A 23,384-nucleotide genomic window follows, 5' to 3' on the forward strand; every position below is an offset into this window, starting at 1 on the left:
AGACCGCGCGCGGAACACTAAATCCCAAGGACGCCCCACATGGCCAAGCCCAAGAAACAGCCCCGCCCCAAGGCCGTAACGCCGAAAGGGTTCCGTGACTATTTCGGCGAGGAAGTCACGCAGCGCACCGAGATGCTGCGGACGATTGCAGGCGTCTATCATCGTTACGGGTTCGATGCCTTGGAGAGCAGCGCGGTTGAAACGGTTGAGGCGTTGGGCAAGTTCCTGCCCGACGTGGACCGCCCGAACGAGGGCGTATTTGCATGGCAGGAATTTGACGAAGGCGGCAATGGCGACTGGATGGCGCTGCGCTATGACCTGACTGCGCCTCTGGCCCGTGTCTATGCGCAGCACCGCAACGATCTGCCGACGCCTTATCGCCGCTATGCGATGGGTCCGGTCTGGCGGAACGAGAAGCCGGGGCCGGGGCGGTATCGCCAGTTTTATCAGTGCGATGCGGATACGGTGGGCACGGCCTCAATGGCTGCGGATGCCGAGATTTGCGCCATGCTGTCGGACACGCTGGAAACCGTTGGAATCCCGCGCGGTGACTATCTGGTGCGGGTCAACAACCGTAAGGTTCTGAATGGCGTGCTCGAAGCGATGGGTTTGGGTGAAGACGCCGCCGCCCGAGATAACGTTCTGCGCACGATCGACAAGTTCGACAAGGTGGGCGAGGCTGGTGTGCGTGAGCTTTTGACCAACGGCCGATTGGATGCCTCTGGCGCTTTTATCGATGGTGTTGGTCTTAGCGGTGATCAGGCCGAGCCGGTGATTGCCTTCCTGACTTCTAAAGCTGCAGATACCGCTGGAACGCTGGCCAACCTGCGCGCGGCTGTGGGTGACAGCAAGATCGGTGCGGACGGGATCGCTGAGTTGGAGCAGATTGGTGCGCTGCTGGATGCAGGCGGGTATGGTTCGGACCGGATCGAGATTGATCCTTCGGTCGTGCGTGGCCTCGGCTATTACACCGGGCCGGTCTATGAGGCCGAACTGACCTTCGAAATATACGACGAGAAGGGTCGCAAGCGGCAATTCGGGTCGGTCTCGGGTGGTGGTCGCTATGATGATCTGGTCAAGCGGTTTACCGGACAGGAAGTACCCGCGACCGGCATCTCCATCGGTGTTGACCGATTATTGGCCGCTTTGCGTGAAAAGGGGCGGATCGCGGCGCAGGCCACCGGCCCAGTGGTTGTGACCGTGATGGACCGCGATCGCATGGCGGACTATCAGGCGATGGTGGCAGAACTGCGCAATGCCGGTATCCGAGCCGAGGTCTACTTGGGCAACCCCAAGAACTTTGGCAACCAACTGAAATATGCGGACAAGCGGAACTCTCCAATTGCGGTGATCGAAGGCGGTGACGAAAAGGCAAATGGGATCGTGCAGATCAAGGACCTGATTCTTGGCGCCAAGATTGCCGAGAGCGCCACGCTTGAGGAATGGAAAGAACGGCCCAGCCAGTTCGAAGTGCCCCGCGGCGATCTGGTCGCTAAGGTGCGCGAGATTCTGGACAATCAGGACTGACCCATGCCGAACCGTTCCCAAATACAGGCCCGCGCCGCCATGATGCGTGTCCGGTTCGAGGCGGCGGGCGCGCAGGTGGTTGATACGCCTCTGCTGCAGCCAGCCGGGACGCTGTTGGACCTCTATGGAGAAGATATCCGCGCCCGTGCTTACGTGACCTCGGACGCGCTGCGGGGTGAGCAGATGCTGCGCCCGGATTTCACCCTGCCGGTGGTACAGATGCACATGTCCGATGGGGCTGAACCAGCAAGATACACCTATTCCGGCGAAGTGTTCCGCCGTCAGGAACACGATCCGGATCGTGCTAATGAGTATATCCAAGTCGGCTACGAAGTATTTGATCGCGAAGACCCCGCCGGAGCCGATGCCGAGGTATTTTCGTTATTTGCCCTGCAATTGCGCGGGCTGCCCTTGCGGGCAGCGACAGGTGATATCGGTATTCTGATCGCCGCTGTTGAGGGTCTCAAGACCACTAGTCGTCGTAAGGCTGCACTGATGCGGCATCTCTGGCGGCCTCGCCGGTTCCGCGTTTTGCTGGACCGATATGCCGGACGCAAAGCAAGTCTCGAGGGGCGCGATGCTCTGCTTGACGCGGTCGACCCATTGGCGATTGACGTGCCCATGATAGGCAAGCGCCGCACGCCCGAAATTCTCGAACGGATTGATGCCCTGCGCGAAGACCGCGCTGCGCCGCCGATCTCGGACAATGAACTGGCCGGTTTGGAGACGCTGCTTAATGTGCGCGAAACCATGCCTTTCGCGCTGGAACAACTGCGTGACATTGCGGTTGATCTGCCACAGATCACATCTGCTTTGGATCGTTTGGAAGCTCGTATCGCAGCCCTGCAGGCGCGTGGCGTGGATGTGGATACACTGGATTTTGAGGCGTCTTATGGCAGGACCTCGATGGAGTATTACGACGGGTTTGTATTCGGCTTTTACGCCGAAGGCCGCCCTGATCTGCCACCGGTTGCGACCGGCGGGCGCTATGATGCGCTGACCAGGCAATTGGGTGGTGGGGCCGAGATTCCGGCAATTGGCGGCGTGATCCGCCCGGACCTGATGCTCGAAATCGAGGAGGCTGCGCAATGAGCCTGAAACTCGGTGTGCCCTCGAAGGGCCGGTTGATGGACAAGACCTTTGCATGGTTTGAAAAGCGCGGCATTACACTGTCGCGCAGCGGATCAGACCGGGAATACGCGGGCAAGGTTGATGGGATTGGTGGCGTCTCGCTGATCCTATTGTCTGCAGGAGAGATTCCGCGCGAGCTGGCGGCGGGACGCATTCATTTGGGCGTGACCGGCATCGATCTTGTGCATGAAAAGCTGCCACGCTGGGAACAGCAGGTGGAAGAGGTTGCACCTTTGGGGTTCGGCAAGGCGGACCTTATCATTGCAACCCCAGCCTGCTGGGTCGACGTGGACACTCTGGATGATCTGGATGCGGCGGCGGCGGGTTTTCGTAGGGCGCATGGCCACCGGCTGCGGATCGCTACCAAGTACCACCGTCTGGTCCGCGAATTCCTGACCGAAGCGGGAGTGGCCGATTACACGCTGGTCGACAGCCAGGGCGCAACCGAGGGGACGGTGGTGAATGAGACAGCCGAGGCGATTGCCGATATCACCTCGACCGGGGAAACACTGCGGGCGAACCACCTGAAAATCCTGTCGGATGGGTTGATCCTGCAATCGCAGGCCACGCTGTGGCGCAGCCGCGTGGCCAAATACGATGCGGCTGAAAAGACGGCTTTGAATGAGCTGTTGGACAGGTTGGCCTAAAGCACCCCAATTTCCGCTAATGCGCGGTTCAGATCGTCGGGCAGGGCATCGTCCTGCTCGCGATTTTTAGGCAAGTCGGCAGGGGTGTCCTGAGGCTTGAGATACCGCCAGCCCTGGAATGGACGCTTCAGGGCGTTCTGCGTTCTGTGTACTTCGGGGTCCAGGACGATGGCGCAGCGGCGGATGCCATCCTCGCCTCGGACTTCATCCAGCCGCAGGATGCGCTGGCGGCACTGGACCACACCTTTGATCACCCAATAGATCGACCCGCCATTCAGAATTTCAGCGTCGCGCTTGGGCCACATGCGGGTGACGTGGCGCGGGTATCCGTCCTCATAGAGTGGTTTGCGGCTGTCTTGCCACGCCATCAGCGTGTCGACGCTTTCTGACCCAACCGAAAGTTTGATGAGGTTTACGTACTTATCCACAGCTTTCCCACAGAGTCGTCCCAAGGGTGATCCCTATATTGTAGCCCTCATGCGCTTGTCATCAAGGTGTTGTGGTTTAGATGTGATCTGGGCTAATCTGAATGCCTCTTTCAGCACAGGGAATCACCAATGAGCCGCTTTGCCGCCCCCATCGCCGAGCAGATCTGGGATATGAAATACCGCTTTAAACAGGCGGATGGTACGCCCATCGATCAGACAGTCGAGGACAGCTGGCGGCGCATAGCTCGTGATCTGGCGCGTGTGGAAGAAGACCCGGCGCATTGGGAAGAAAAATTCTATGAGGCGCTAGAGGATTTCAAATACCTTCCTGCTGGCCGCATCACCGCCGGGGCGGGCACCGCGCGACAGGTAACCCTGTTCAACTGCTTTGTGATGGGGACGATCCCCGACAGCATGGGCGGTATCTTCGACATGCTGAAAGAGGCCGCGCTGACCATGCAGCAGGGCGGGGGGATCGGTTACGATTTCTCAACCATCCGTCCGCGCGGCGCGGATGTGAAAGGGGTCGCAGCGGATGCCTCGGGCCCGCTAAGCTTTATGGACGTCTGGGACGCCATGTGCCGCACGATCATGTCTGCAGGCTCGCGTCGTGGTGCGATGATGGCGACCATGCGCTGCGACCATCCGGATATCGAACAGTTCATCACCGCGAAATCCGACCCGGCGCGTTTGCGCATGTTCAACATGTCGGTTCTGGTCACCGATCCATTCATGGAGGCCGTCAAGGCCGATGGACCGTGGGATCTGGTATTTGACGGAAAGGTCTATCACACCGTTCAGGCGCGCGATCTTTGGAACAAGATCATGCAGGCCACCTATGATTATGCCGAGCCGGGCGTGATCTTTATCGACCGGATCAATCAGGCGAACAATCTGAATTACGTCGAGACGATCTCGGCGACCAACCCGTGCGGAGAACAACCTCTACCGCCTTATGGTGCCTGTCTGCTTGGTTCGATCAATCTGGCACGGTTGGTTGCCGAGCCGTTCGAGGATGCCGCGCATCTGGACGAGGAGGCCTTGCAAGAGCTGGTGGCCACCGCCGTTCGCATGATGGACAACGTGGTGGACGCGTCGAAATTCCCGCTGGCCGAACAAGAAGCCGAGGCGCAGGACAAGCGCCGCATCGGGCTGGGCGTGACTGGTCTGGCCGATGCGCTGTTGATGTTGGGTCTGCGCTACGGCTCGGACGAGGCGGCGCGTCAGACCGAACGCTGGTTGCACGCGATCGCGCGCGCCGCGTATCTGGCGTCGGTCGATTTGGCGAGGGAAAAGGGCGCTTTCCCACTGTTTGACGCCGAGAAATATCTGGCCAGCGGCACCATGCAACAGATGGATGACGATGTGCGCGACGCAATCCGCGAACACGGCATCCGCAACGCGCTGCTGACCTCAATCGCGCCGACGGGTACGATTTCGCTGTATGCGGGCAACGTGTCTTCGGGGATCGAGCCGGTTTTTGCCTATGCCTACACGCGCAAGGTGCTGCAAAAGGACGGTTCGCGCACCGAAGAAGAGGTTGTGGACTATGCGGTGCAGATGTGGCGCGACAAGTTTGGTGACGCCGAATTGCCCGAGTATTTCGTGAATGCGCAAACACTAAGCCCGTCCGATCACGTAAAAATGCAGGCGTCGGCGCAAAAATGGATCGATAGTTCGATATCGAAGACGATCAACTGTCCCGAAGATATCAGCTTTGACGCCTTCAAAGACGTCTATATGCAGGCCTGGGATCAGGGATGCAAAGGCTGCACTACCTATAGGCCAAACGATGTGACCGGCTCGGTTCTGAGCGTATCGGAAAGCGACGACAAAGCGCCAGGTGAAAGCGCGGATGCCCCGCATGAGGTTGACGGGGGCGAGGTCGTTTATATGTCCGAACCGCTTGATCGCCCACAATCGCTGGAAGGGTCGACTTACAAGCTGAAATGGCCGGACAGCGAGCACGCAATCTATCTGACAATTAACGATATCGTCATTGGCGGACGCCGTCGTCCCTTCGAGGTGTTCATTAACTCGAAGAATATGGAGCATTATGCTTGGACGCTGGCTTTGACCCGGATGATATCGGCCGTGTTCCGACGCGGTGGCGATGTGTCCTTTGTGGTCGAGGAACTGAAAGCTGTGTTCGACCCGCGAGGCGGGGCCTGGGTCAAAGGCAAGTACATTCCGTCCATCCTGGCCGCGATTGGCGGCGTGATCGAGCAACACATGGTCAATATCGGCTTCCTTGAGGGCGAAGGCATGGGCCTGAAGTCCGATCCTCAGGCGCAGGTGGTCAACATGGACGCCCCACGTGGCAAGGCTTGCCCATCCTGTGGTCAGTTCGACATGGTGATGATCGAAGGCTGCATGACCTGCCGCAGCTGCGGTCATTCTAAGTGTGGCTGATTTGGCAGAAGAGGAATTGATGTGGTGCGTCAGGTGACACAGCCATTCCGGCCACTAGATGACCTTTTCTCGTGTCTTAGTAACGCAAAATTCGTTGCGACCTGATCCTAAAAGACTGGATGTGTTTCAGTCTTTTAGAAGGGCCCAGCTCTCGACACCTAGCCCCACTGCTACACGGTATAAGTTATCGACAGAGATGTTTTGCTCGGAACGTTCTACTGCACTTAAATAAGTACGGTTTAACCCTGCTTCTTCTGCCAGTCGCTCTTGAGACCAGCCCCGCTCGGCCCGAAGCTTGCGCATGTTTCGGGCGACAGTGTCTCTAAGAGGGCTTTTCGGCGTTCTTTTCACACACAATTCTATTGAGCAACGCCGGTTTTAACTCTACCTGTTTTAACATACATTCGTAGTTGTGTTACGCCGAGAGGGTGCATTTGTGAAAACACTTATCCAATCTTGTTGCAGAGCAATGAGCTCTGCTCGTCTTTGGCCCACAATCTCTTCTGTGGTCCTTGTTTTTGGCCTCTGCCCGATCCAGGCATTTTCAGATACAAAACTGCAACCACTGACATCAAAACCTGAGCGTAAGGCGACCTCATATTCGGTCTTGGATGTCAGCCCGGGTGATATGGCTTTTGAAGCGACGGAAACGATTCTTGCACGCTTCGGTCAACCACTTGTCGATGAACTGGTAACTCTTAATGTGCGTAGTTCGAATGGGCGTGAATTCCGATATGAGTATGCTCAACGGATGCTGTCACCATGGGTAACGCCAGTTTTGCGCTTGGGGCAGGAACCATATGAAGAAGTGACACTGTTTCTGGCAACCGGGGTTCTCGAAGGGCGGGTCTTGGAAGTGCAGCGAACCATCGTTGCAGTTGGAAATGATCGTCCGTCAGCAGAAGCTGTGTTTGTCCAAGTCAAAGAGATTTTCGGCCCACCGTCTTATGAGAAGTTGGATAGCTTTGAATCTCATCTCATCTATCTGCATAGCTCGGATGGGTTTATTTCAAGTTTGCAAGCTCTAGACGCTCAGATTGTCGCCCAATCTGGTATGGGTAATCTTCGCTCGTCGACTGGTGTGGCTGGCGGTCAGTTTGACAACGAAACACCTTGCGTCACAGCGATCGGTCAACCTGCAATCTATCAGTTCAAGTCACCACGCACTGATGATCCACTGGCTGGTTGCTATCTCGTGTTCCATGTGCAGGTGCAGACTGCAGGCGGAAAAACCACCGTTCGCATCGACTTAGTCGACTATGCGCTGGTTCGATTGAATCGCGACGAAACGGATCGCCAAATCTTGGAAGCACTCGAAAAACCACAGTCAGAAAGCAAAATCAAACTATGACGGCAAGAACAAAAGCCCCTATGCAGGACTTGGAGAGCAGGTTTGCATCCGTTTTTGCGATCAAGGCTGCAAGCAAGGTGTTCGATCCAGATGATCCCGTTTTGAACGCTTCGGAAATGCGCGCTGCCTGGAGTGCATTGAACGACGCAGTTCCTGCCGTGGTGGCTCATTGTCAGTGCTTTAGTACGAAGCCAGAAGATGACGATCAATCAGAGATGATTTCATTGTGGGATTTCATGAGCGGTCGGGAAGTGCTGATAAGCGCGAACAAGCGCGGCGGCTACGATCTGAGTGTTCGATCTGAGCATGGGGAATGGTCCGAAACCCGGTTATCGTTGGATGTTTTGTTGTTGAAGTTGCTAGCGCTGGATTATTTGCCCGAGCAATTTCGTGCTTTCTCCTGTTAGGCGCCGATGAGGTGGGTCGATGACGATCTGGTACACGGCCGATACTCATTTTGGCCACGAGAACATTCTTCGTTTCTGCAATCGTCCGTTCTCATCCGTCTCCCAGATGGATGCGACCCTATTGGATAACATGTGGAAACTGGTCAAACCTGACGATCACCTGTGGATTTTGGGTGATTTTGCTTTTGGTGCAAAGGCGAAAGACAGCGCTTATGTCGAGGCAATCTTCAATCAACTGCCGGGTGCAGAGCGACATCTGGTGATCGGGAACCACGATTTGGAGCCAACACTGGAGTTACCCTGGGAATCCGTTTCAAACTACAAGGAACTTCGAGACGGCCCGCAAAAACAGTTAAATACACTCTGCCACTATCCGATGATCACATGGAACCACGCCCGTAGAGGAGCGTTGCAACTTTTTGGCCATGTCCACGACAACTGGCATGGCTCGCGGAACTCGGTGAATGTTGGCGTTGATGTCTGGGGTTTCAAACCTGTTTCGTTCGATGATGTCGCACGCCGGGCGAAAAAATTGCCGGAAAATAGGCATTGGGCGGACGCGGAACCAAGACCTGCTTAGTTTTACCGGGGCACGTAAGTTTTTCCATTTAACAAAGAATACCGAGATCTGCGCGGCGTAACACATTGTTTTGCAAAATAATCGGCGGAAAAGGGCTTTGCGAGCTAGTTCTTGACCAACCTCCAATTCGAAGCATTAGAACCTGGGCTTCTGGCATCCGTAACATCCTGGTAAGTGACCTCCCGATTTCGTTGGGAAGAATTCAAATTTTTATTCTTTTTGAAAATGGTATGAAAATTAGCAGAGATAGCGTTCTTCTCGCTTTGTTTCTTACCCCCTCAAAACAAACAACCATGGATCTCCCGATCCTCAAGCGTGGTACAGAAACGGACGTTGGGGTGGCGTCGGTTTCCTGCGGATGGTGTGCATCCTTGGTGTGGCGGCCGACTTACTAACCAACCACAAGAGTTAAGTCGGCCGCCTAAAGCTGTACGGCAGGCGCATTATCACTTGGTACATGGCTTAAGAACTATATTAGCCGCAGCCGAAATGGAGGCTACGGCTAAATCTATGCTATCGGATTGGGCGCACCATCGATCTGTTTTGAAACGTGATGTAAGTTACTCTCCGTCCCGAATACAACTTCCGTGATCTTCCAGGTTTTCGGAACCGTGAGTAGACAACTCGTACTTCATCGTCGGGAAATGAAGAGTCAGCGTCCAGACTTCATTTGATGCGATGTGGATAAACGTCACACCATCAAGACCATGCGCAACCGTGGCTGCCCCATCTATATCATGGAACAAGACGTGTGCTTCGGAACCGCCTTCCGTTTGCGAAATGAAAATTTGATCCCCGGTAATGATTGAAGTGCACGTAAAATGTGCTTCGCTTGCAACTGCACCAGAAGCCATGAAGCTGCTCGCGAGAAGAATTGCTCTTACTAACATGTTTTTCCTCTTTTCTGCTAGGGTGTTTGGGCGAAGACGTGCGCAGAAGTCGCCGCAATATCTGATCCTGACATGAAGATAATCGTAGAGTGCCTAGGGCTTTCCGAAGCGCACGCAAACGCGCAAACCCGGTGCGTTGTCGTGCGCCGAAATCACGGCTCCGTGTCGTAACGCGACGGCTTTAACGAGTGCAAGACCGAGACCGTTGCCAGCCTCACTTCGGAAACCGTCAACGCGATAAAAGGCGTCAAAGATTTTCTCGAGTTGATGTCCTGGAACTCCGAACCCATTGTCTGACACCTCAAGGTCAACCGTCTCAGTCGTGGCTTTGACGGATACCCTTATCCAAGCTTCCGGCGGACAATATTTGATAGAGTTGTTTATGAGGTTGACCAGCAGCTGCTTGAGCATTTGCTCATCGCCTCGAACAAGAATTGTATCCGCATTAAAGTCGGCCGTTATATTTTGCTGCTGATCTTCGGCCACCGGTGAAAATGTCTCGACCACATCAGCCACCAAAGCGCTCAAGTTCACTGTCGAGAACTTTTTCCTGTACGCCCCGGCTTCAATTCTGGAAATCCTCAAAATGGTGTCAAAAACGGCGGAGAGCCGCTTCAACTCCTTTTCAAGTTCGTAGAGCTTAGGGCGTGGGTCACCACCATAGTCAAGTTCACTATACACCTGTTGTAGTGCTAAAAACCCATGTGAAAGGGGCGTTTTCAAGTCATGAGCGATCGTGACCGCAGTCGTTTGCGTACTGATCATCAGGCTGGACAACCTGTCTAGATGTCGGTTCATCAAACGCGATACTCTGTCAATCTGATCATTCACTTTAGAGACCGGAAGGCGGATTTCGGTATTGCCCTTGGACACCATGTCCAAAGTTCGTTCGATCCACTTAAGCTTTCGATAGGTCTGGGAGCTCACGTAATATCCAAGCCCCAAAACTGTTGCTGTTGTGGCAATAGTCAGCAACAACAAGCCCTCCCATAGCGTGGTCAAAGCCTGATTTAGCGAGGCCATACTGCGCGCGACCACAGTTCTGAAACCAAGGTGATCGGAGACTTTCAGTAAGTAGATCGGTTGTCCGCCGCTGATCTCAACAAAGTCGGGATCAACTTCGTGCCAGCCATTTTCTCTGGGGATAACAGATATCGATCCTGCCAATACGGAATTGTGCTTGTCAAACAAGGCAACCATATGCAGCCCCGTGCGGCTAGGGCTATTCAGGTGATCCACTGCGCGCTGTAAAGCATCCGTGCCACCCTCAAGCAATATCTCGTGAAGTAATAGCTCCTCTTCCAGGATTTGCTGCTCAAGGTTCGCGCGTAATGTGTCTTTTAATGCCAGATAAGCCGTATAGCCGAACAGCGCCGAAATTATCCAAACCACAAGTGCAGCGTAACATGCTGTTCGAAAAGGCGCGCCGGAAAATATGCTAGCGCGGTCCATGGAGGCTGTACCCAACATTTCGGATTGTATGCAAAAGACCAGAATCAAACGGCTTGTCGATCTTTGCTCTGAGGCGGCTGATATATGTTTCAATTACCGTCGAGTTCGGGTCAAAATTATAGTCCCAAACCTGTTCAAGGATCATGTTTCTTGTAACAATCCGATCTGTGTTGCGCATCAGAAGTTCAAGCAAAGCGAACTCCTTTGGCTTCAAATCAATCGTTTGGCCTTGTCGCTTAACGGTGCGCTTCAAAAGATCCATTGAAAGATCCTCGATGCGCAACTCTGTTGCCTCTACCTTGTCAGTTCGCCGTTTCAACACGCTCTGCAAACGTGCCAGAAGCTCCGAGAAGTGAAATGGCTTTACCAGGTAGTCATCGGCTCCCTCGGTCAAACCTTCGACCCGATCATCCACATCACCAATCGAAGTAAGGAACAACACTGGAGTTTGGTTTCTCGCCGCACGAAGCGCCTTCAACAGCGAGAGTCCGTCCATCCCAGGTAACACTCGATCCAGAATGACCGCTTCACATTGGTTGTAAAGGCAGTAAGAGAGAGCATCGCGCCCATCTTCGAACCATTCTGTGTTGAAACCATTGGCGCGAAGGCCAGAGATCACGAACTCAGCGGTCTTCTTGTCGTCTTCTGCAACTAGTATCTTCATTGTCCGGCTTTCCGTCCCGTTGCATCGGGCTAAACGCAATACTAAAGCAAACAGGCCCGGCATATGCGGTTCAGGCACAATAATGCGCCTGAACCTGGTTCTCGAGGGGGTCTAGATTAGAGACTTAGAGTCTCTTCAACGGCTTTAACTTGCAGTCGAGCAAGCCCAAGGTTCGCCACCTTTTTATCCAGTGCGACGTACACAAAGATGTTTGGGTTCTTTTCCAACGGCCTGATCAAATGAAACTGTTTTCCAAGCGTGATTAGTATGTCTTCAATAACGTCGTTGAGTTTCAACGCGTCGATTGCTTGGAGTTTGGCGCGAACAACTTCGACGTTGGCAGCGCCTGCCGTTTCAAGATCGAACTTTGCGCCGCCTTCAGTGGCGAGCGTAAGGCCAGTATCACTGTCCACTAGGCAAGCACCAACAAGCCCTTTGATTTCACTCAGTTTGGATATGTCCAAAGACATCATTTTCTCCTTCATTTCTTTAAGTTTGGCAGCCCGTCCGACGACAGAGTTGCCCGCTTGCGGCTCAGATTCATGGTTGGCAGGGAAGTTTGCTGGAATTGAAATGGTGTATTTCCGGATCAGTCCAAACCTCTCACCAAAGTTGGTTACGGTAGACACGACGTTTCCTTTGTGTTTCGCCATCGGATTGCTCATTTCTCACCTAGACTCCGGAAAACATGGACGACGAAAGTTGCGATGAAACCGGCGAGCTTGGCTGGTCAAGCAACGTAGAGGTGGCAATCACCTCTGAAGGAAAACGATCGTCATAACGTGATCGTTTTGCGGATCGTTGCCTTATGCCCCTAGTTTGCCGAAGCAGGTCTTCGATCAGAACTTCGCTAATCTGTGGAAGGCTTTTTTGCCTTTTTACTTGGCCAAACTTTGGAATAGGAACTGTTTCTGCAAACTCAGACTGAGATAAATGCTTAGTGAGGTTTGGTTTTATGCGAGGCCAAATTGCGCGCGCGGATTTCAGCATCACGGCTTGTTCTATCGACGTTTGATCAGCAAGACCCCAAACGGATTCGATTGAGTTGCTGCTTTCTAATACCATCCAAAGGAGCGCGCATTCGTATCCAATGTGTATCAAGACACAAAAAACCAAACCCAACATTTCACCCTCGACTCATACAGACCAGTAGATGAGTGAAGAGGCGACATTTAGTTTAAGTGAAATATTCAGATTCTTTAAAAGTTTGTAATAATCATCTTTTGAACATTCTATATAACAGAAGAACTAAAAAGTGCTTTGAAAATTTATTGCGTAGCATATTGTTTTTACATTATTTTGAGGCTGTTCGCGCTATCATCAAAAAACTGGATTACGTTGCGTAAACACTTTGTCGGTGCGATCTTTGGCTAAATGTTTCTCGCTAGATGATGGTGTTTTCGCTCTAACTCAGATCTCAAAAATAGAAGACTATTTTTTTGAGGATTGACTTCGCGAAAGTCCTCCAGCGCAAAAAAAGAAAGTGGCGACCTTTTCCTCCTAGTGTCCGAGTTCAGAAAAGGTCGCCAAGAGAGCTGACAGAAGCCAAGAGTGAGTGGCATTTCCAATGCCAGTGTTTCCCGGTTCGGGTGGGCTAACGATCTGTCAGCGTCTCTGTATGTGGCCACAACACCACCAGCCCTAATTTCCAAGTGAAGTTGTCATGAAGTATTCAGAAAGCTTAATTATGTGAAATACACTCCCAGGGAGTCGCCAAAAGACTGAGCGAGGAGAAAGACTCATCTTGCAAAGTCCGCCAGTTTCGAAACAACCAAGAATCTTCTGTGCGTCAGCCAACTCGTTAAACTAGTCGAATCACTCAATCCAATTGAGAACCGCTGTGGCGCAGATCAATCGTTTGTCGTGATCCAGGATTAGCGTGGCTGTACGGTTTCTCAAGACCAATACAACTAGGGAAGAGCCATCCCATTTAAGCTTTGGGTAAACTCTTGGAAAGCGCGTGCTTCTCGGCATTTCAAAACCGGCAGCACTGTTTCTGCAAAGTTCCCTTTGCTTGACTTCAATTCCGGAAACAGCCTGAAAAGTTCTTCTCGCGTTTCATCAGACATGTAGTTGATAGTTAAGTCTCCGGGAAAAAATGACTCAGACCAAACGCCTTCGACTTTGACCAATTCATGCTTGTCAAAAAGGATATGTATGTACTCAACACCGTTTTTCGGGCGTTCCTGTCTTATTGTTTCCTTATTCACGAGACCCTTAGCCGGAGCGAGCATGACGGAGTATTCGTGAAGTAACTCAAGGATGGGAGACGAGACCGCGATGCGATGTTGCGGAGAAACCAAAAGCTTTCTTAGCGGAAGGTTGTTTCCTAGACTTCCCGGTCGAAAGCCGATCGGGCAGTGGTCTCGATTCTGTTCTAGCTCCCGGAGTGTAAGCTGACGCCTGCCAATCCAACGCATTGTCTTGATACCTTCAGCGGTTACGACCTCATCACCTGGCACAAGCGTTTCAATGAGTCTTCTGCCGTTGGGAGTTTCGATCAAGGAACCTCCGGTGAAACAAACAAAGGATGGAAGTGTGTCAAAATCTGCAGGTGGAGCGGTGACGATAGAGTTGTTGGTGTCTTCAATGGTATCGCCGACCTGCGCTTGCCCAGATATCACAACTATGTACTGAGGATCGCTGAACTGCAGGAGCGTGAAGGTTACCGGATTGCCATTGATGTTGCCCGTGTAGGTTTCAAACACTTGGAAATCCGTTGTGTCACCTTGGAAACCGGGAACAGCGCTCACATCAAGCTGTGGGCTGCCGTCAGAATCTGGATCCTCCAAAGTATTGTCGTTGTCAACAACTGCCACTTGGAAGGATGCTAGAATTGTAACGTCCACATTGCTCAATGGATCTTCATCTATCTCAAGGATCGTTACAAACTTCATTATTTTGAGTCTCCTTGAAGAGAGGTTCCATCTGGATCAACGGGATGCTGACGACCCAAAAAACACTGGTGACAGCATCCCGCTACGGCACATCTCATCGTGCCGACGCGCACCACTGGGTAAAATTCGAGGATTGTTACGCGTGTTTGGAACTGTCCGGCTTTTTCTTTTCAGGACCTTTTCCCGTTCTTTACAAAAATGACGATTTTCAGAACCACTGGTTTGTGGAGGCGGCGGTTTTCACCGCCGCCTCCCGACTGGGCGAAGGGGGAGTTCACCCAGACGTTGCCCTCAGACCGCAACCGAAATCGAAGCGGGGTGTCGCTGCAGTTCTCAGTTTCCGGCACGAGGGGTCTAAAACCGGAAGCGAGAAAGTGAGTGACGTGCTGCAGCGACGCACTGTCTAAATCTGAGTTGTGGAGGGAAAATTAAGGGGAATAATCTGAATTCAGGACCATTTTTTATCTATCGTTCAAAAAAACAAATCGAGAGTTTTGTAAATTCAATAAGGTGTATAGATTGAGGCCTTTGACTTACAACAAAGTAATTAAAATGAAAAGTTTAGGTAATTTTTATAGAGTAATAGGGACAGAGTATCACCAGCAACTTGATCTATGGCAGATACGTTCGATGGGATAATGATTCCCAAGAAAACCTCCTAAAAAGAAGTTGAGGCCGTGCTTGTTTATGCGGCCTCAGCAACAGGAATTAAACTAGAGCCAAAGATAATTTGTCGTGAAAGTTATCGAAATTTTCAAATTTAACGCAGTGAGTTCAACCAGTCTCAAAGATAACGACACCGGAACCATCAAATCAGCGATATTGATGAAGATTATGGGGACTGTTGCATTAATGGCTGAAGCTGTGTCAGGCGCATCGCCTGGGGCCGAACTATACGCGGTCAAACAGGTTTGAGATGACGTCGATCTCTCCTCGAACACCGGGGTGTTTGTGATAAATGTGGCCGCGTTTGATGGTCTGGATCGTCTCTTTCCCACTCAGTGTTGCCTTCGCGGCTCGCAAGGATCGAAAGCTCTGGCGGTACCCAAGCATGCGCTTCGCCGCCGCATGGTCACTTTCGACCAAATTGTTCCGCCACTTTCGGTAGATATGTCTGATGCTGTCGAAATGCGGGTCGTATCTGTGGTTAATTTCACAGATGACACGCCGTTACGCATGGGCCTTGTCAATCACTAGTGTTGCAGGTCGGTACAGCCGGGCGCGTTCAATCGCCTCTTTCAGAAAGGCTTGGCAGCCTTAGCGTCTTGCCGAGCCGTGAGCTGGAAATCAACCATCTGCCCATTTGCAACGATCGCTCTCCACAAATAGCGCCATTTGCCGCCAACCCGAATGTTGGTCTCGTCCATATGCCAGTCTACGCTGGCCCGGTGTAAGTGCTTCTCGGCGCGTTTGATTAGTTTCGGGCTAAACTTCTGGACCCAGCGGAACACCCCCGAGCGATCAACTTCGATGCCACGTTCGGCCTGCAAATCGACAACATTTTGATACGAAAGTGGATACCGTAGGTAACGACGAACTGCGCAGAGAATGATGTCGCGCGGAAAGCGGTTTAGTTTGAAAGGTGATCTACGCGGCATAGGCAACCTCAAGGAAACAAGAATCCCCAAAAGGCGACGATTAATGCAACAGTCTCGATGCAACACCTACGTTTGATGGGCTCTTGAAACTCTTCTTCTATTTGATCTGCAGAATTTCGGCCAAACCAATATCTCCGTTTCGGCTTCTTGTCATTATTGTAAGTTGCCCGCCCAACTGTCGTCAGGCTTCAGATTTAGACAATGCGCGATGAAGCAAAATACAACCTATTTTGCGATAAGATTACTTAGGTATTGGAATGACAAATACAGATACTTCCGACATAGGTGACACTAAATTCGATCATTGCCTGAGTGGAAACACACTTTTACGCGGAATCTGTCGGAAATTCTCCTTAAGAAACGCCTCATATGCACATGTTGATGAACACAAAAAAGTTGTGTATGGATTCACAACTTACCCGCAGAAATGGGTCAATTATTACATAGGGCACAACCTTGCGGAACTAGATCCTCTTGTCAAACTGGGTGCAAAAACCATAGCTCCAACAGATTGGTCAGTGTACGCAGGCGAACCCGAATATCTAGGCCTATTCAAAGCAGCTGCTCAATTCGACATTGGAACCTCTGGTTTTTCTATTCCCGTAATTGACCCATTCGGAGTCAGAGGTCAGCTTTCTGTAACCGCCGATCATAGAGCTGAAGATTGGCCAGGCTTTGTAGAAAGGATACTTCCTGAACTCCGCCAAAAAGCCCAAGTTCTGCATTTGTTGGCGTTGAATGCCATCGACACTCGCTTGGTGCTACCCTCCGAGCCCCTTTCAGAAAATGAGATGAAAATTCTCAGAATGTTAGCAAGAGGATCTTTGCCTAAAGATATCAGCTCGTTTTTTGACGTGTCTCTTGGCACGGTAAAGCTGTTGTGTGATTCCGTTTTAACTAAGTTAAAAGCCGACAATATAGAACAAGCGATCGGACGTGCAGTCGCTCTTGGCGTATTAGACTGGTCGGAGTTCTTTCCGCACCCTGTTCTGGAAATTGTTGATAAGTCTAGCCAGTTGTCACTGGGCGGCATCGTTCGTTGGAAAGAGGCAGTTCACGAAGCAATTTCAATTAGCGATGGCCGTCAATTACCAAATCTGAACGGTTTCAGTCCAACTTCGATAGTAAGGCTCTCCGAGAATTTCTGCATCTCAGCAACGGACTTAGTAAGCGCTTTGGGAATCCGCGAGGATCAAGAAATCTTATCCCGTCAGTTGTGAGCCCGCAGCCCACCGCGAAATAACTATTCAAGGTATTGCCAAGTTGTTTAGGCTGAGTGATCTGGCTATGTCGCGCTTATGAACATTCCGACGAATTGGACGCACCTGAAGGGTTTTTGCTTTCCGCGTGCGTTCCGTAGTCCGGAAGATGCAGAGAACCTGATGACCCAGCTTAGACAGGCAGGGCGGCAATCCTAGCGTTGGGCAATATGCACGGCTGGGGTCTTGCTTCTGCTGTCAGCTAAGACGGATTTGCAAAGTCTTGGATTGAATGTCAGTCTGGTCTGACTTTGGTAGTACGACTAGCTCCCGTTCGAATTTGTTCAACGCAAATAACGATTGCGGAGTTTTTCCAGGTCCTCGTCCGTCAGTCCAAGCCCTTCGTGCAAGTAGTTGTCCACTGAGCCATAGGTTTCGTTCACGCTCTTGTAGAAATTGTCTAAGTACTCCATTCGAACGCCCAAGGATGGCCAAACAGCTTCTGGGGGCATGCTGGTGCCGTGTTCAGCATTAACTTGGTTGGCGATCTTCACAGACGCATTATCGGCATCTTTGAGGACATTGCTCATCATGAAATCAGCTTCTATGTCCTCTCGCGTGACACCCAGGGCGCTGAGAATCAAGGCGGTCGCAGCTCCGGTTCTGTCTTTCCCACCCGAGCAATGGTAAAGCACTGCCTCGCCCTCCGGCTGGTTAATCAAAACGTCGAACAAGCCCCGCAGCTCAGCGGTATAGTCAGTCGGGATGTATCCAAAGGCGTCGAAGAAAAGCCCGTCGGTATCTGCTTCTGTTGCAGTCCCAGATTTGATGGCCTGACGCATATCTTCGATCATCTGAGCTTCTTCTTCCATAACTGGGAAGTTGTAGCGTGCCGGACCTTGTCCCTCAGGCCACAGCAACAGACCTTTGTTCACTTCCAAAGTGGTTCTAAGATCAACTATGGAAGTCACTCCGAGATCCTCGACGAGGGCCATGCCTTCCGTCCCCATGTCATCGATTTCACCTGAACGAATGAGCTGGTCCGTGCGTACCGTTCGACCATCCGCAGTCTTGAGACCACCAAGATCCCTTGTGTTTGCTACGCCTTCAATGGGGATGGCGCGGTCTTCAGAAGCCGATGCATCGATGAAGGCTCCACCACAGAAAAGAGCGGCAGTTAGAATCAACGTTCGTACGATAGTCATTTGCTTGCTCCTCTTAAGTGATCATTAGATCCGTTCTCCGTTGGGCGGAGACTTTCGGTCGACGAAGCAACGGTGTTGATCTGCTCGGGTTTCAAAAATTGAACCTTGCGCCGACGAATGGACCGTCAAAGGTCAGATCCGAGATCGGTTGCGAATTTCCGATGTTCCAATCGAGATACCGATAGCCCAACACGAGATCCCAATTGTTAATCCTATAGTTCGCCGCCAGGCTTACTTGGGTTGTCAGGTCGCTGTCTCCGGTGCCGATATCGGCATAGTAGGATAACCCCCAACGGTCAGTGAACTGGCGTGTGCCGCGAAAGCCGATGACGGCATCCCAGTTGTTGATTTTTCCCGAAACACGTTGCGATCTTCCCGCAATTGCAATGTTGACCGTGTTTTCCAAGCTTAAGCTTCGTACTCCGCCCAATATTGAAAACCGCGCATTTTGTGTTTCCATCAGGTCGTACCCGACCGAGCCTGTGAACACTGTGCCCTTTACATCGACGTCTCCGGACACAGGGATGCCGGGGCCAGCGGTTGTAGATTGGTCATTGCCCAAGTTGAGATACAAACCATCAACAAAGACGGAGAGTTTTCCGCGCCGCGCTTCCACCGCACCCATTAGACCAAAGTCCAGGTTGTCCAACATCTCGCTGAAACTGATGTCGATGCTGGTTCCTGTTGTTGTTTCACCACTTAATGCGGGTCCCCAAAGATACAGGTAGCCGGTGAAATCCCATCTCGAACTGTCTGCACCTGCGGATGGGACGTGCCCCAGCCAAAATGCGCAAACCAATGCGGACAATTGCCATTTTTGATCAGCGAAAAAGGTAGTGTTCATTTCCTGAGCCATGTCATTGATCTACGTTGCGACGGGGGCGCAGAGCTCTTTGTCTCTACGCCCGACTGGAATGGTCTATTGCCAACTCATAAAGACGTCGCGCGCTTGCTCACTTTCAGGACGCAGGTTCTCAATGCCTTCGTAAGGAACACCTTTTCCAAGCGGCAGGTGAGGATACTTCTTTATCATCATCTCGTGCCGCTTGATCATGTCTTGAAAGGAAGCCCCAGACCAAAGCGAAGTCCCGATTTGTGGCGCCAATTCCCTTGGATCGCGCAATAGGTTAAACACAGGTGCAGCCGCGCCAGGAACTCCTGGAGGTGCCGTGTGCATCTTGTGGTCTTGTTTAACGACCGAGCGAAGATACGTGCCTTCATAGATGTACACATAGTCTCGGCGACCGTTGCCTTCGCCTTCCAGCAAAAGAGCAGTCTGATCGATGCCGTCGATCACCCGGTCTCGTGGGATAGATCCGGTTGCACCTGCAATGCGTGCAAGCGTGGTGTATAAATCCGAGACGTGAAAAATATCGCCTGCGTAGCTGCCAGCTTCGATTGCCGAAGGCCAGCGAATGAACGCGTCAACCCGGACGCCGCCTTCAAGATGATCCAGCTTGCCACCGCGATACAGCAACTCCTGCATCCCTGAGGTCGGCGAATACTGTTTGAAAATCCCGTTGTCTGCCATGAAGACCACAATGGTATTCTCGGCAATTCCCAGCTCCTCGACTTTGGCCAGCAGTTCGCCAAACCACTCATCGACGACCTCCACCTTGTCCGCCATGAAACCCCCATTTCGCGAGCGTGACTCTTCGGGGTAGACGAAATTGATTGGATACAACGGCCAATAGTTCAGGAAGAAGGGCTCGTCTTGCTCAGCTAAGTTTTCAAGTTGCTCAAGTGCCTGCTGCTGATAGCGTTCGTTCATTTCGTGGTAATGTGCCTGCGTCCATTCTTCGCCTGCTTTGAAATGCACTTCCCGTGCCAAGCCGCCAGCTTCGGCCTCTACACCCGTCACAAGACCAAATGGTGCAAAGTACTGGTCGATCTGAAACGCGTTGGACTGCCCGGCCGGGTAGTAACCGAGCATATTGTTGGCTTCCATTGCCTCACGCGTCATGAGTGAAAGCTGCGCCTGCTGATGAATTGGAAAGGCGGCCCAATCAAACCCCTGATTGTGAGGGTAGGCTTGTTCGATATCGCCTTGGTGCCACTTGCCTACATGTGCGGTATTGTACCCCGCCTCCTTGAGGATTTCCGGCAAGGTGACTTCCTCAGCACCCAGACCTTCGCCCACAAGCGCCACCTTCACTTCCTTAAGGCCGGTACGCACGGGATGGCGGCCGGTCAAAAATGCTGCGCGCGTCGGTGTGCAGGATGGTTCCGTATACATACGCATCAACGACATGCCTTCCGAAGCGAAGTCGTTGATGTTTGGTGTGTTGATTCCGGTCACATAGTTTAACGCTCTGTTGCCCATGATGCCGAAGCTCACATCATCGATCAGAACGTAAAGAATATTGGGTGCTCTGCCTCCATTCGCTTCACGGAGTTCCTGAAGCCTGGCATCAATATCGACATCTTGCGCGTCCCATTGCTCGCCCATTTGAGCCCGCAAAAAGCTAAATTCACCGTCATGAACAATTGGTTCGCTTTGCGCGGCCGCCTGTGCACCAGAAAGTAGCGTAAGAACGGCAATAGCTGATGCGACACCTTTTAAATTAGTCTTCACGGCAAGATCTCCTGTTGGTAGCGACTTCTTTCAGCGCCTCAGCAATCAAGTCGTGGCATTGGGCCGAAAGCGATTGTTCGGATTGATGCGCCAGTTCCGTGAGGCGTTGATACTCTGGCGGAGTGAGAAAGGTCACAACCCTCTCCGAACGAGCATCGGAGATGGGCAGGCGAGGCCGACCCATAGGTGGCTTGGGAACTTGATGTGACACTTGACTCAGTCCCTATCGGATTTGTTTTCTTTTCCGGTAAAGTGTCAGGATGCTGAAATGGACCACATCAAAAATCGGCCAAACTTGTCTCACACTGCAGACAATGCGAGTAAAAACAGTTCACCTGCGATCCGGCTCAACTTGATGCACCCAAATGATCTCGGGGAGATGACACCTTGGGAGATGGATTTTCGTCAATTGGACTCAGGTCCTTTGACAACACAAATTGCCGTTCGTTCAAGTCTAAATGCTTCTGTGTTGAACATCTCGTTAAGCGGTTCCGTACATCAACGCGGTGTTTCACCCGATGGCTGGAGCACATTTGGTATCTCCCGCCGAGGCACAGTCAATTCATGGCAAGGCTGTGATATGGCGCGTGACGCGTTCCTCACATTTGGGAACAACGATGGTTTTGATGGCGTGTCTACGGACAGTTTTTTTGGCAACGTTGTTTCGTTCAACACCCTTCGGTTCGAGAAACTTGCGCAGTCATGCGGATATGCTCTGGCAACCGATGACCCAGCAGTCAGATTGCTGCTTTCCAAAGACAACGCACGCAGAATGGATTGTTTGGAGCGCGAGATTGCGCATTTGTTGGGCAATCCTGAACGGCCCTGGACCGAGGGCGTCGACGAAGCTCTGATGCTTGAAGTGCTGACGATCCTGACAAACAGCGAAGCCCATCAAGACAAGAGTAAGGCTCAAACCAGACGTCGGGCTCTTGGCAGAGCTTTGGAAATAATGAACGACAATTTAGCGTCACCCGTTTCAATCGAAGAACTGTGCGTCCAAAGTGGAGCGTCTCTACGTACTCTCAACCGCGCATTTAAAGAAAACTACGGGCAAGGCCCGAAAGCCTATTATGTCAGGCTGAGATTGGACAGAGTTCGGGAGGCTTTGCTCAAAGAACCTCCTCCTGAGTCTATTGCCGATGCTGCCAACAATCATGGGTTTTGGCACATGGGTCAATTTGCGCGAGATTATCGCCTGTTCTTTGGTGAGTTGCCATCAGAGACACTGAAGAAGAACCACTAATAAACAGGAAGAAACCTACTACATTGAGAATTGCAAAGTCTGATTTCTAAGGTCCGGCTTGGGCTGCGATCCACCAAACATGCAAACTGTGGAGAACGGCAACATAGAGCCCAAACTTCCCAAATTCTGCGCCAAAGACCAATGGCCACTTTTCGGCAGCAGACGGCAGAGGCCAGGCTGTGGCCTCTGCCCTTAAGATCATTGTTTGAAGAATTCAGCGGCAGCGTCACATGACGCTTTGACAGCTTCCGGTTTCCAGTAGAAGTCAACGTGGCTGAACTCATCGAAAGCTCGAACATCTGGGTTGTTCGTCAGCCGATCAATGAAGTTCGTTGAACAGATCGCCGTCGCCGCGCTTGTTCCATAGATGACCATCGTGGGTTGCGTGATCTTATCTGCATAGTGTTCGGCAATGGAAATCAGCGACTGCATAGACTGATCGCCAATGTGTTCGGCGGTGAAGTTCTCGACCTTGCCATGGCCAGCGACGCCATCCTTGCCGTAGTAGTTGTAGGTATCATCTGACATTGGAATGCCCAATGCGTTGAACTCTTCCCGTGTCATGGTGTCGTTCAGGACAATTGGCCAAGTGTAGTCTGCCTCTCCCGTTTCATACATCTTCTGTTTCGAAGCATTGGCCGCCGCGATTGTCTGGTCGGCAATGCCACGATCCCCCCACTGGAATGCATCGGCTGCCATCATGCCGGACACTGTGACGATCTTCTTGATCCGATGATCGGTAACAGCGGCGGAGGAAATGATTGAACCGCCCTGACACACCCCGAGACCATAGATTTCTTCGACGAACGGAAGCGTCCCTAGGTAAGAAACGGCATCCCATGTGTTCTCGATCAGCCGGAACATATAGCGGCTCTTCATATACTCGCCGGGCAATGCGGGGCTGTCACCCATGCCCAGATAGTCGAAGCCAAGATAGATGAAACCACGCGCCGCCATCTCCGGCCCGTAAGTCCCAGGGATTTGCCCCCTCACTTGAGGGAAAGGGCTCGCGCCAACGAGCGTCTTGTACTTCTTGTTCGGATCAAAGCCGTCGGGGAGGTACAGGTCGCCTACCAAATCCACGCCGAAGGATTTGAAGGTCACTTGGTTTTTGCCTGCGTAGAAAGTTTGGGTTGCCATTGTCTTGGTCCTTTCGGGTTGAAGGCGCTTTGCCT

General features: G+C 52.1%; 22 protein-coding genes and 1 pseudogene. 11 read left to right on the plus strand and 12 right to left on the minus strand.

All coding sequences use genetic code 11. The features are described from left to right. Positions 1-39 precede the first annotated feature (39 nt). The 3 genes from hisS to hisG are packed head-to-tail and all read left to right on the plus strand — an operon-like array spanning position 40 to position 3,305. Positions 40-1,527 carry a histidine--tRNA ligase gene (gene hisS, locus ACR0EN_RS17415; protein ID WP_170392483.1) on the plus strand — a complete coding sequence of 496 codons (1,488 nt, stop codon included), beginning with the start codon at positions 40-42 and terminating at the stop codon, positions 1,525-1,527. Positions 1,528-1,530: 3 nt separating this feature from the next. Beyond that, positions 1,531-2,619, plus strand: a complete 1,089-nt coding sequence (locus ACR0EN_RS17420; protein ID WP_480587988.1) for an ATP phosphoribosyltransferase regulatory subunit — start codon at positions 1,531-1,533, stop codon at positions 2,617-2,619. Further along, positions 2,616-3,305: an ATP phosphoribosyltransferase gene (hisG, locus tag ACR0EN_RS17425; RefSeq protein ID WP_170401909.1), complete on the plus strand. Its 690-nt coding sequence runs from the start codon at positions 2,616-2,618 to the stop codon at positions 3,303-3,305. The genes ACR0EN_RS17420 and hisG overlap by 4 nt, the downstream gene beginning before the upstream one ends. Here hisG and ACR0EN_RS17430 read toward each other — a convergent pair. Then, a complete protein-coding gene (locus tag ACR0EN_RS17430; protein ID WP_170819292.1) occupies positions 3,302-3,733 on the minus strand; it encodes a DUF1489 domain-containing protein in 432 nt (143 codons plus the stop codon). The genes hisG and ACR0EN_RS17430 overlap by 4 nt on opposite strands. A 129-nt stretch (positions 3,734-3,862) precedes the next feature. Between ACR0EN_RS17430 and ACR0EN_RS17435 the strand changes: the two genes are divergently transcribed. Next, a complete protein-coding gene (locus ACR0EN_RS17435; protein WP_480587990.1) occupies positions 3,863-6,145 on the plus strand; it encodes an adenosylcobalamin-dependent ribonucleoside-diphosphate reductase in 2,283 nt (760 codons plus the stop codon). Positions 6,146-6,271: 126 nt separating this feature from the next. Here ACR0EN_RS17435 and ACR0EN_RS17440 read toward each other — a convergent pair whose 3' ends face one another. Then, a complete protein-coding gene (locus ACR0EN_RS17440) occupies positions 6,272-6,448 on the minus strand; it encodes a helix-turn-helix domain-containing protein (RefSeq protein ID WP_480587991.1) in 177 nt (58 codons plus the stop codon). A gap of 133 nt (positions 6,449-6,581) precedes the next feature. Between ACR0EN_RS17440 and ACR0EN_RS17445 the strand changes: the two genes are divergently transcribed. From ACR0EN_RS17445 to ACR0EN_RS17455, 3 genes are all read left to right on the plus strand, one after another. Next, positions 6,582-7,496 (plus strand): hypothetical protein, encoded by a 915-nt coding sequence (locus ACR0EN_RS17445; RefSeq protein ID WP_480587993.1) that lies wholly within the window; start codon positions 6,582-6,584, stop codon positions 7,494-7,496. 77 nt (positions 7,497-7,573) lie between these two features. Then, the gene (locus ACR0EN_RS17450) at positions 7,574-7,903 is read left to right on the plus strand and encodes a hypothetical protein (RefSeq protein WP_480587995.1); all 330 of its coding nucleotides are present in this window, start codon (positions 7,574-7,576) and stop codon (positions 7,901-7,903) included. A 19-nt stretch (positions 7,904-7,922) separates the two neighbouring features. Then, positions 7,923-8,483 carry a metallophosphoesterase gene (locus ACR0EN_RS17455; protein ID WP_480587997.1) on the plus strand — a complete coding sequence of 187 codons (561 nt, stop codon included), beginning with the start codon at positions 7,923-7,925 and terminating at the stop codon, positions 8,481-8,483. A 560-nt stretch (positions 8,484-9,043) separates the two neighbouring features. Here the strand turns inward: ACR0EN_RS17455 and ACR0EN_RS17460 are convergent. The 5 genes from ACR0EN_RS17460 to ACR0EN_RS17480 all read right to left on the minus strand — a co-directional run bounded on the left by ACR0EN_RS17460 (position 9,044) and on the right by ACR0EN_RS17480 (position 14,386). After that, positions 9,044-9,373, minus strand: a complete 330-nt coding sequence (locus ACR0EN_RS17460; protein ID WP_480587999.1) for a hypothetical protein — start codon at positions 9,371-9,373, stop codon at positions 9,044-9,046. Between the two features lie 93 nt (positions 9,374-9,466). Beyond that, complete coding sequence (locus tag ACR0EN_RS17465) at positions 9,467-10,825, minus strand: sensor histidine kinase (protein ID WP_480588001.1); 1,359 nt, start codon at positions 10,823-10,825, stop codon at positions 9,467-9,469. Beyond that, positions 10,812-11,489 (minus strand): response regulator, encoded by a 678-nt coding sequence (locus ACR0EN_RS17470; RefSeq protein ID WP_480588003.1) that lies wholly within the window; start codon positions 11,487-11,489, stop codon positions 10,812-10,814. Before ACR0EN_RS17470 ends, ACR0EN_RS17465 begins: the two co-directional genes overlap by 14 nt. Before the next feature lie 116 nt (positions 11,490-11,605). Then, positions 11,606-12,154, minus strand: a complete 549-nt coding sequence (locus ACR0EN_RS17475) for a roadblock/LC7 domain-containing protein (RefSeq protein WP_480588005.1) — start codon at positions 12,152-12,154, stop codon at positions 11,606-11,608. A gap of 1,245 nt (positions 12,155-13,399) precedes the next feature. Then, positions 13,400-14,386, minus strand: coding sequence for a Hint domain-containing protein (locus ACR0EN_RS17480; RefSeq protein WP_480588007.1), 987 nt, complete (start codon positions 14,384-14,386; stop codon positions 13,400-13,402). Positions 14,387-14,430: 44 nt separating this feature from the next. On the opposite strand from ACR0EN_RS17480, the gene ACR0EN_RS17485 reads away from it, so the two are divergent. Together ACR0EN_RS17485 and ACR0EN_RS17490 are read left to right on the plus strand one after the other, a co-directional pair. After that, a complete protein-coding gene (locus tag ACR0EN_RS17485) occupies positions 14,431-14,793 on the plus strand; it encodes a hypothetical protein (RefSeq protein WP_480588009.1) in 363 nt (120 codons plus the stop codon). A gap of 328 nt (positions 14,794-15,121) precedes the next feature. Continuing rightward, positions 15,122-15,301 (plus strand): hypothetical protein, encoded by a 180-nt coding sequence (locus ACR0EN_RS17490; RefSeq protein WP_480588135.1) that lies wholly within the window; start codon positions 15,122-15,124, stop codon positions 15,299-15,301. Here the strand turns inward: ACR0EN_RS17490 and ACR0EN_RS17495 are convergent. After that, a pseudogene (locus tag ACR0EN_RS17495) lies at positions 15,278-15,984 on the minus strand (IS6 family transposase). The gene ACR0EN_RS17490 and the pseudogene ACR0EN_RS17495 sit on opposite strands and share 24 nt — an antisense overlap. Positions 15,985-16,241: 257 nt before the next feature. On the opposite strand from ACR0EN_RS17495, the gene ACR0EN_RS17500 reads away from it, so the two are divergent. Next, positions 16,242-17,204 carry a helix-turn-helix transcriptional regulator gene (locus ACR0EN_RS17500; RefSeq protein ID WP_480588011.1) on the plus strand — a complete coding sequence of 321 codons (963 nt, stop codon included), beginning with the start codon at positions 16,242-16,244 and terminating at the stop codon, positions 17,202-17,204. Positions 17,205-17,527: 323 nt separating this feature from the next. Here ACR0EN_RS17500 and ACR0EN_RS17505 read toward each other — a convergent pair whose 3' ends face one another. The 3 genes from ACR0EN_RS17505 to ACR0EN_RS17515 form a co-directional block, all read right to left on the minus strand. Beyond that, positions 17,528-18,388 (minus strand): tyrosine-protein phosphatase, encoded by an 861-nt coding sequence (locus tag ACR0EN_RS17505; protein ID WP_480588013.1) that lies wholly within the window; start codon positions 18,386-18,388, stop codon positions 17,528-17,530. Between the two features lie 91 nt (positions 18,389-18,479). Further along, on the minus strand, positions 18,480-19,232 hold the full coding sequence (locus ACR0EN_RS17510; RefSeq protein WP_480588015.1) for a porin family protein: 753 nt from the start codon (positions 19,230-19,232) through the stop codon (positions 18,480-18,482). A gap of 75 nt (positions 19,233-19,307) precedes the next feature. Continuing rightward, positions 19,308-20,963, minus strand: coding sequence for a sulfatase-like hydrolase/transferase (locus ACR0EN_RS17515; RefSeq protein WP_480588017.1), 1,656 nt, complete (start codon positions 20,961-20,963; stop codon positions 19,308-19,310). A gap of 268 nt (positions 20,964-21,231) precedes the next feature. Here ACR0EN_RS17515 and ACR0EN_RS17520 point away from each other — a divergent pair, with 268 nt between their 5' ends. Continuing rightward, complete coding sequence (locus tag ACR0EN_RS17520) at positions 21,232-22,209, plus strand: helix-turn-helix domain-containing protein (protein WP_480588019.1); 978 nt, start codon at positions 21,232-21,234, stop codon at positions 22,207-22,209. Between the two features lie 198 nt (positions 22,210-22,407). On the opposite strand, the gene ACR0EN_RS17525 is transcribed toward ACR0EN_RS17520, so the two are convergent. Then, entirely contained in the window at positions 22,408-23,349 is a 942-nt protein-coding gene (locus ACR0EN_RS17525) for an alpha/beta hydrolase (RefSeq protein ID WP_480588021.1), read from the minus strand. Between the last annotated feature and the right edge of the window lie 35 nt (positions 23,350-23,384).

The organism is Ruegeria sp. AB7, assembly GCF_056542625.1.

Coding starts and splice junctions, on each gene's coding strand:
- hisS (WP_170392483.1), top strand. CDS start 40: ATGGCCAAGCCCAAGAAACAGCCCCGCCCCAAGGCCGTAACGCCGAAA.
- ACR0EN_RS17420 (WP_480587988.1), top strand. CDS start 1,531: ATGCCGAACCGTTCCCAAATACAGGCCCGCGCCGCCATGATGCGTGTC.
- hisG (WP_170401909.1), top strand. CDS start 2,616: ATGAGCCTGAAACTCGGTGTGCCCTCGAAGGGCCGGTTGATGGACAAG.
- ACR0EN_RS17435 (WP_480587990.1), top strand. CDS start 3,863: ATGAGCCGCTTTGCCGCCCCCATCGCCGAGCAGATCTGGGATATGAAA.
- ACR0EN_RS17440 (WP_480587991.1), bottom strand. CDS start 6,448: ATGCGCAAGCTTCGGGCCGAGCGGGGCTGGTCTCAAGAGCGACTGGCA.
- ACR0EN_RS17455 (WP_480587997.1), top strand. CDS start 7,923: ATGACGATCTGGTACACGGCCGATACTCATTTTGGCCACGAGAACATT.
- ACR0EN_RS17460 (WP_480587999.1), bottom strand. CDS start 9,373: ATGTTAGTAAGAGCAATTCTTCTCGCGAGCAGCTTCATGGCTTCTGGT.
- ACR0EN_RS17465 (WP_480588001.1), bottom strand. CDS start 10,825: ATGGACCGCGCTAGCATATTTTCCGGCGCGCCTTTTCGAACAGCATGT.
- ACR0EN_RS17470 (WP_480588003.1), bottom strand. CDS start 11,489: ATGAAGATACTAGTTGCAGAAGACGACAAGAAGACCGCTGAGTTCGTG.
- ACR0EN_RS17475 (WP_480588005.1), bottom strand. CDS start 12,154: ATGAGCAATCCGATGGCGAAACACAAAGGAAACGTCGTGTCTACCGTA.
- ACR0EN_RS17480 (WP_480588007.1), bottom strand. CDS start 14,386: ATGAAGTTTGTAACGATCCTTGAGATAGATGAAGATCCATTGAGCAAT.
- ACR0EN_RS17485 (WP_480588009.1), top strand. CDS start 14,431: ATGCTGACGACCCAAAAAACACTGGTGACAGCATCCCGCTACGGCACA.
- ACR0EN_RS17500 (WP_480588011.1), top strand. CDS start 16,242: ATGACAAATACAGATACTTCCGACATAGGTGACACTAAATTCGATCAT.
- ACR0EN_RS17505 (WP_480588013.1), bottom strand. CDS start 18,388: ATGACTATCGTACGAACGTTGATTCTAACTGCCGCTCTTTTCTGTGGT.
- ACR0EN_RS17510 (WP_480588015.1), bottom strand. CDS start 19,232: ATGAACACTACCTTTTTCGCTGATCAAAAATGGCAATTGTCCGCATTG.
- ACR0EN_RS17520 (WP_480588019.1), top strand. CDS start 21,232: ATGGACCACATCAAAAATCGGCCAAACTTGTCTCACACTGCAGACAAT.
- ACR0EN_RS17525 (WP_480588021.1), bottom strand. CDS start 23,349: ATGGCAACCCAAACTTTCTACGCAGGCAAAAACCAAGTGACCTTCAAA.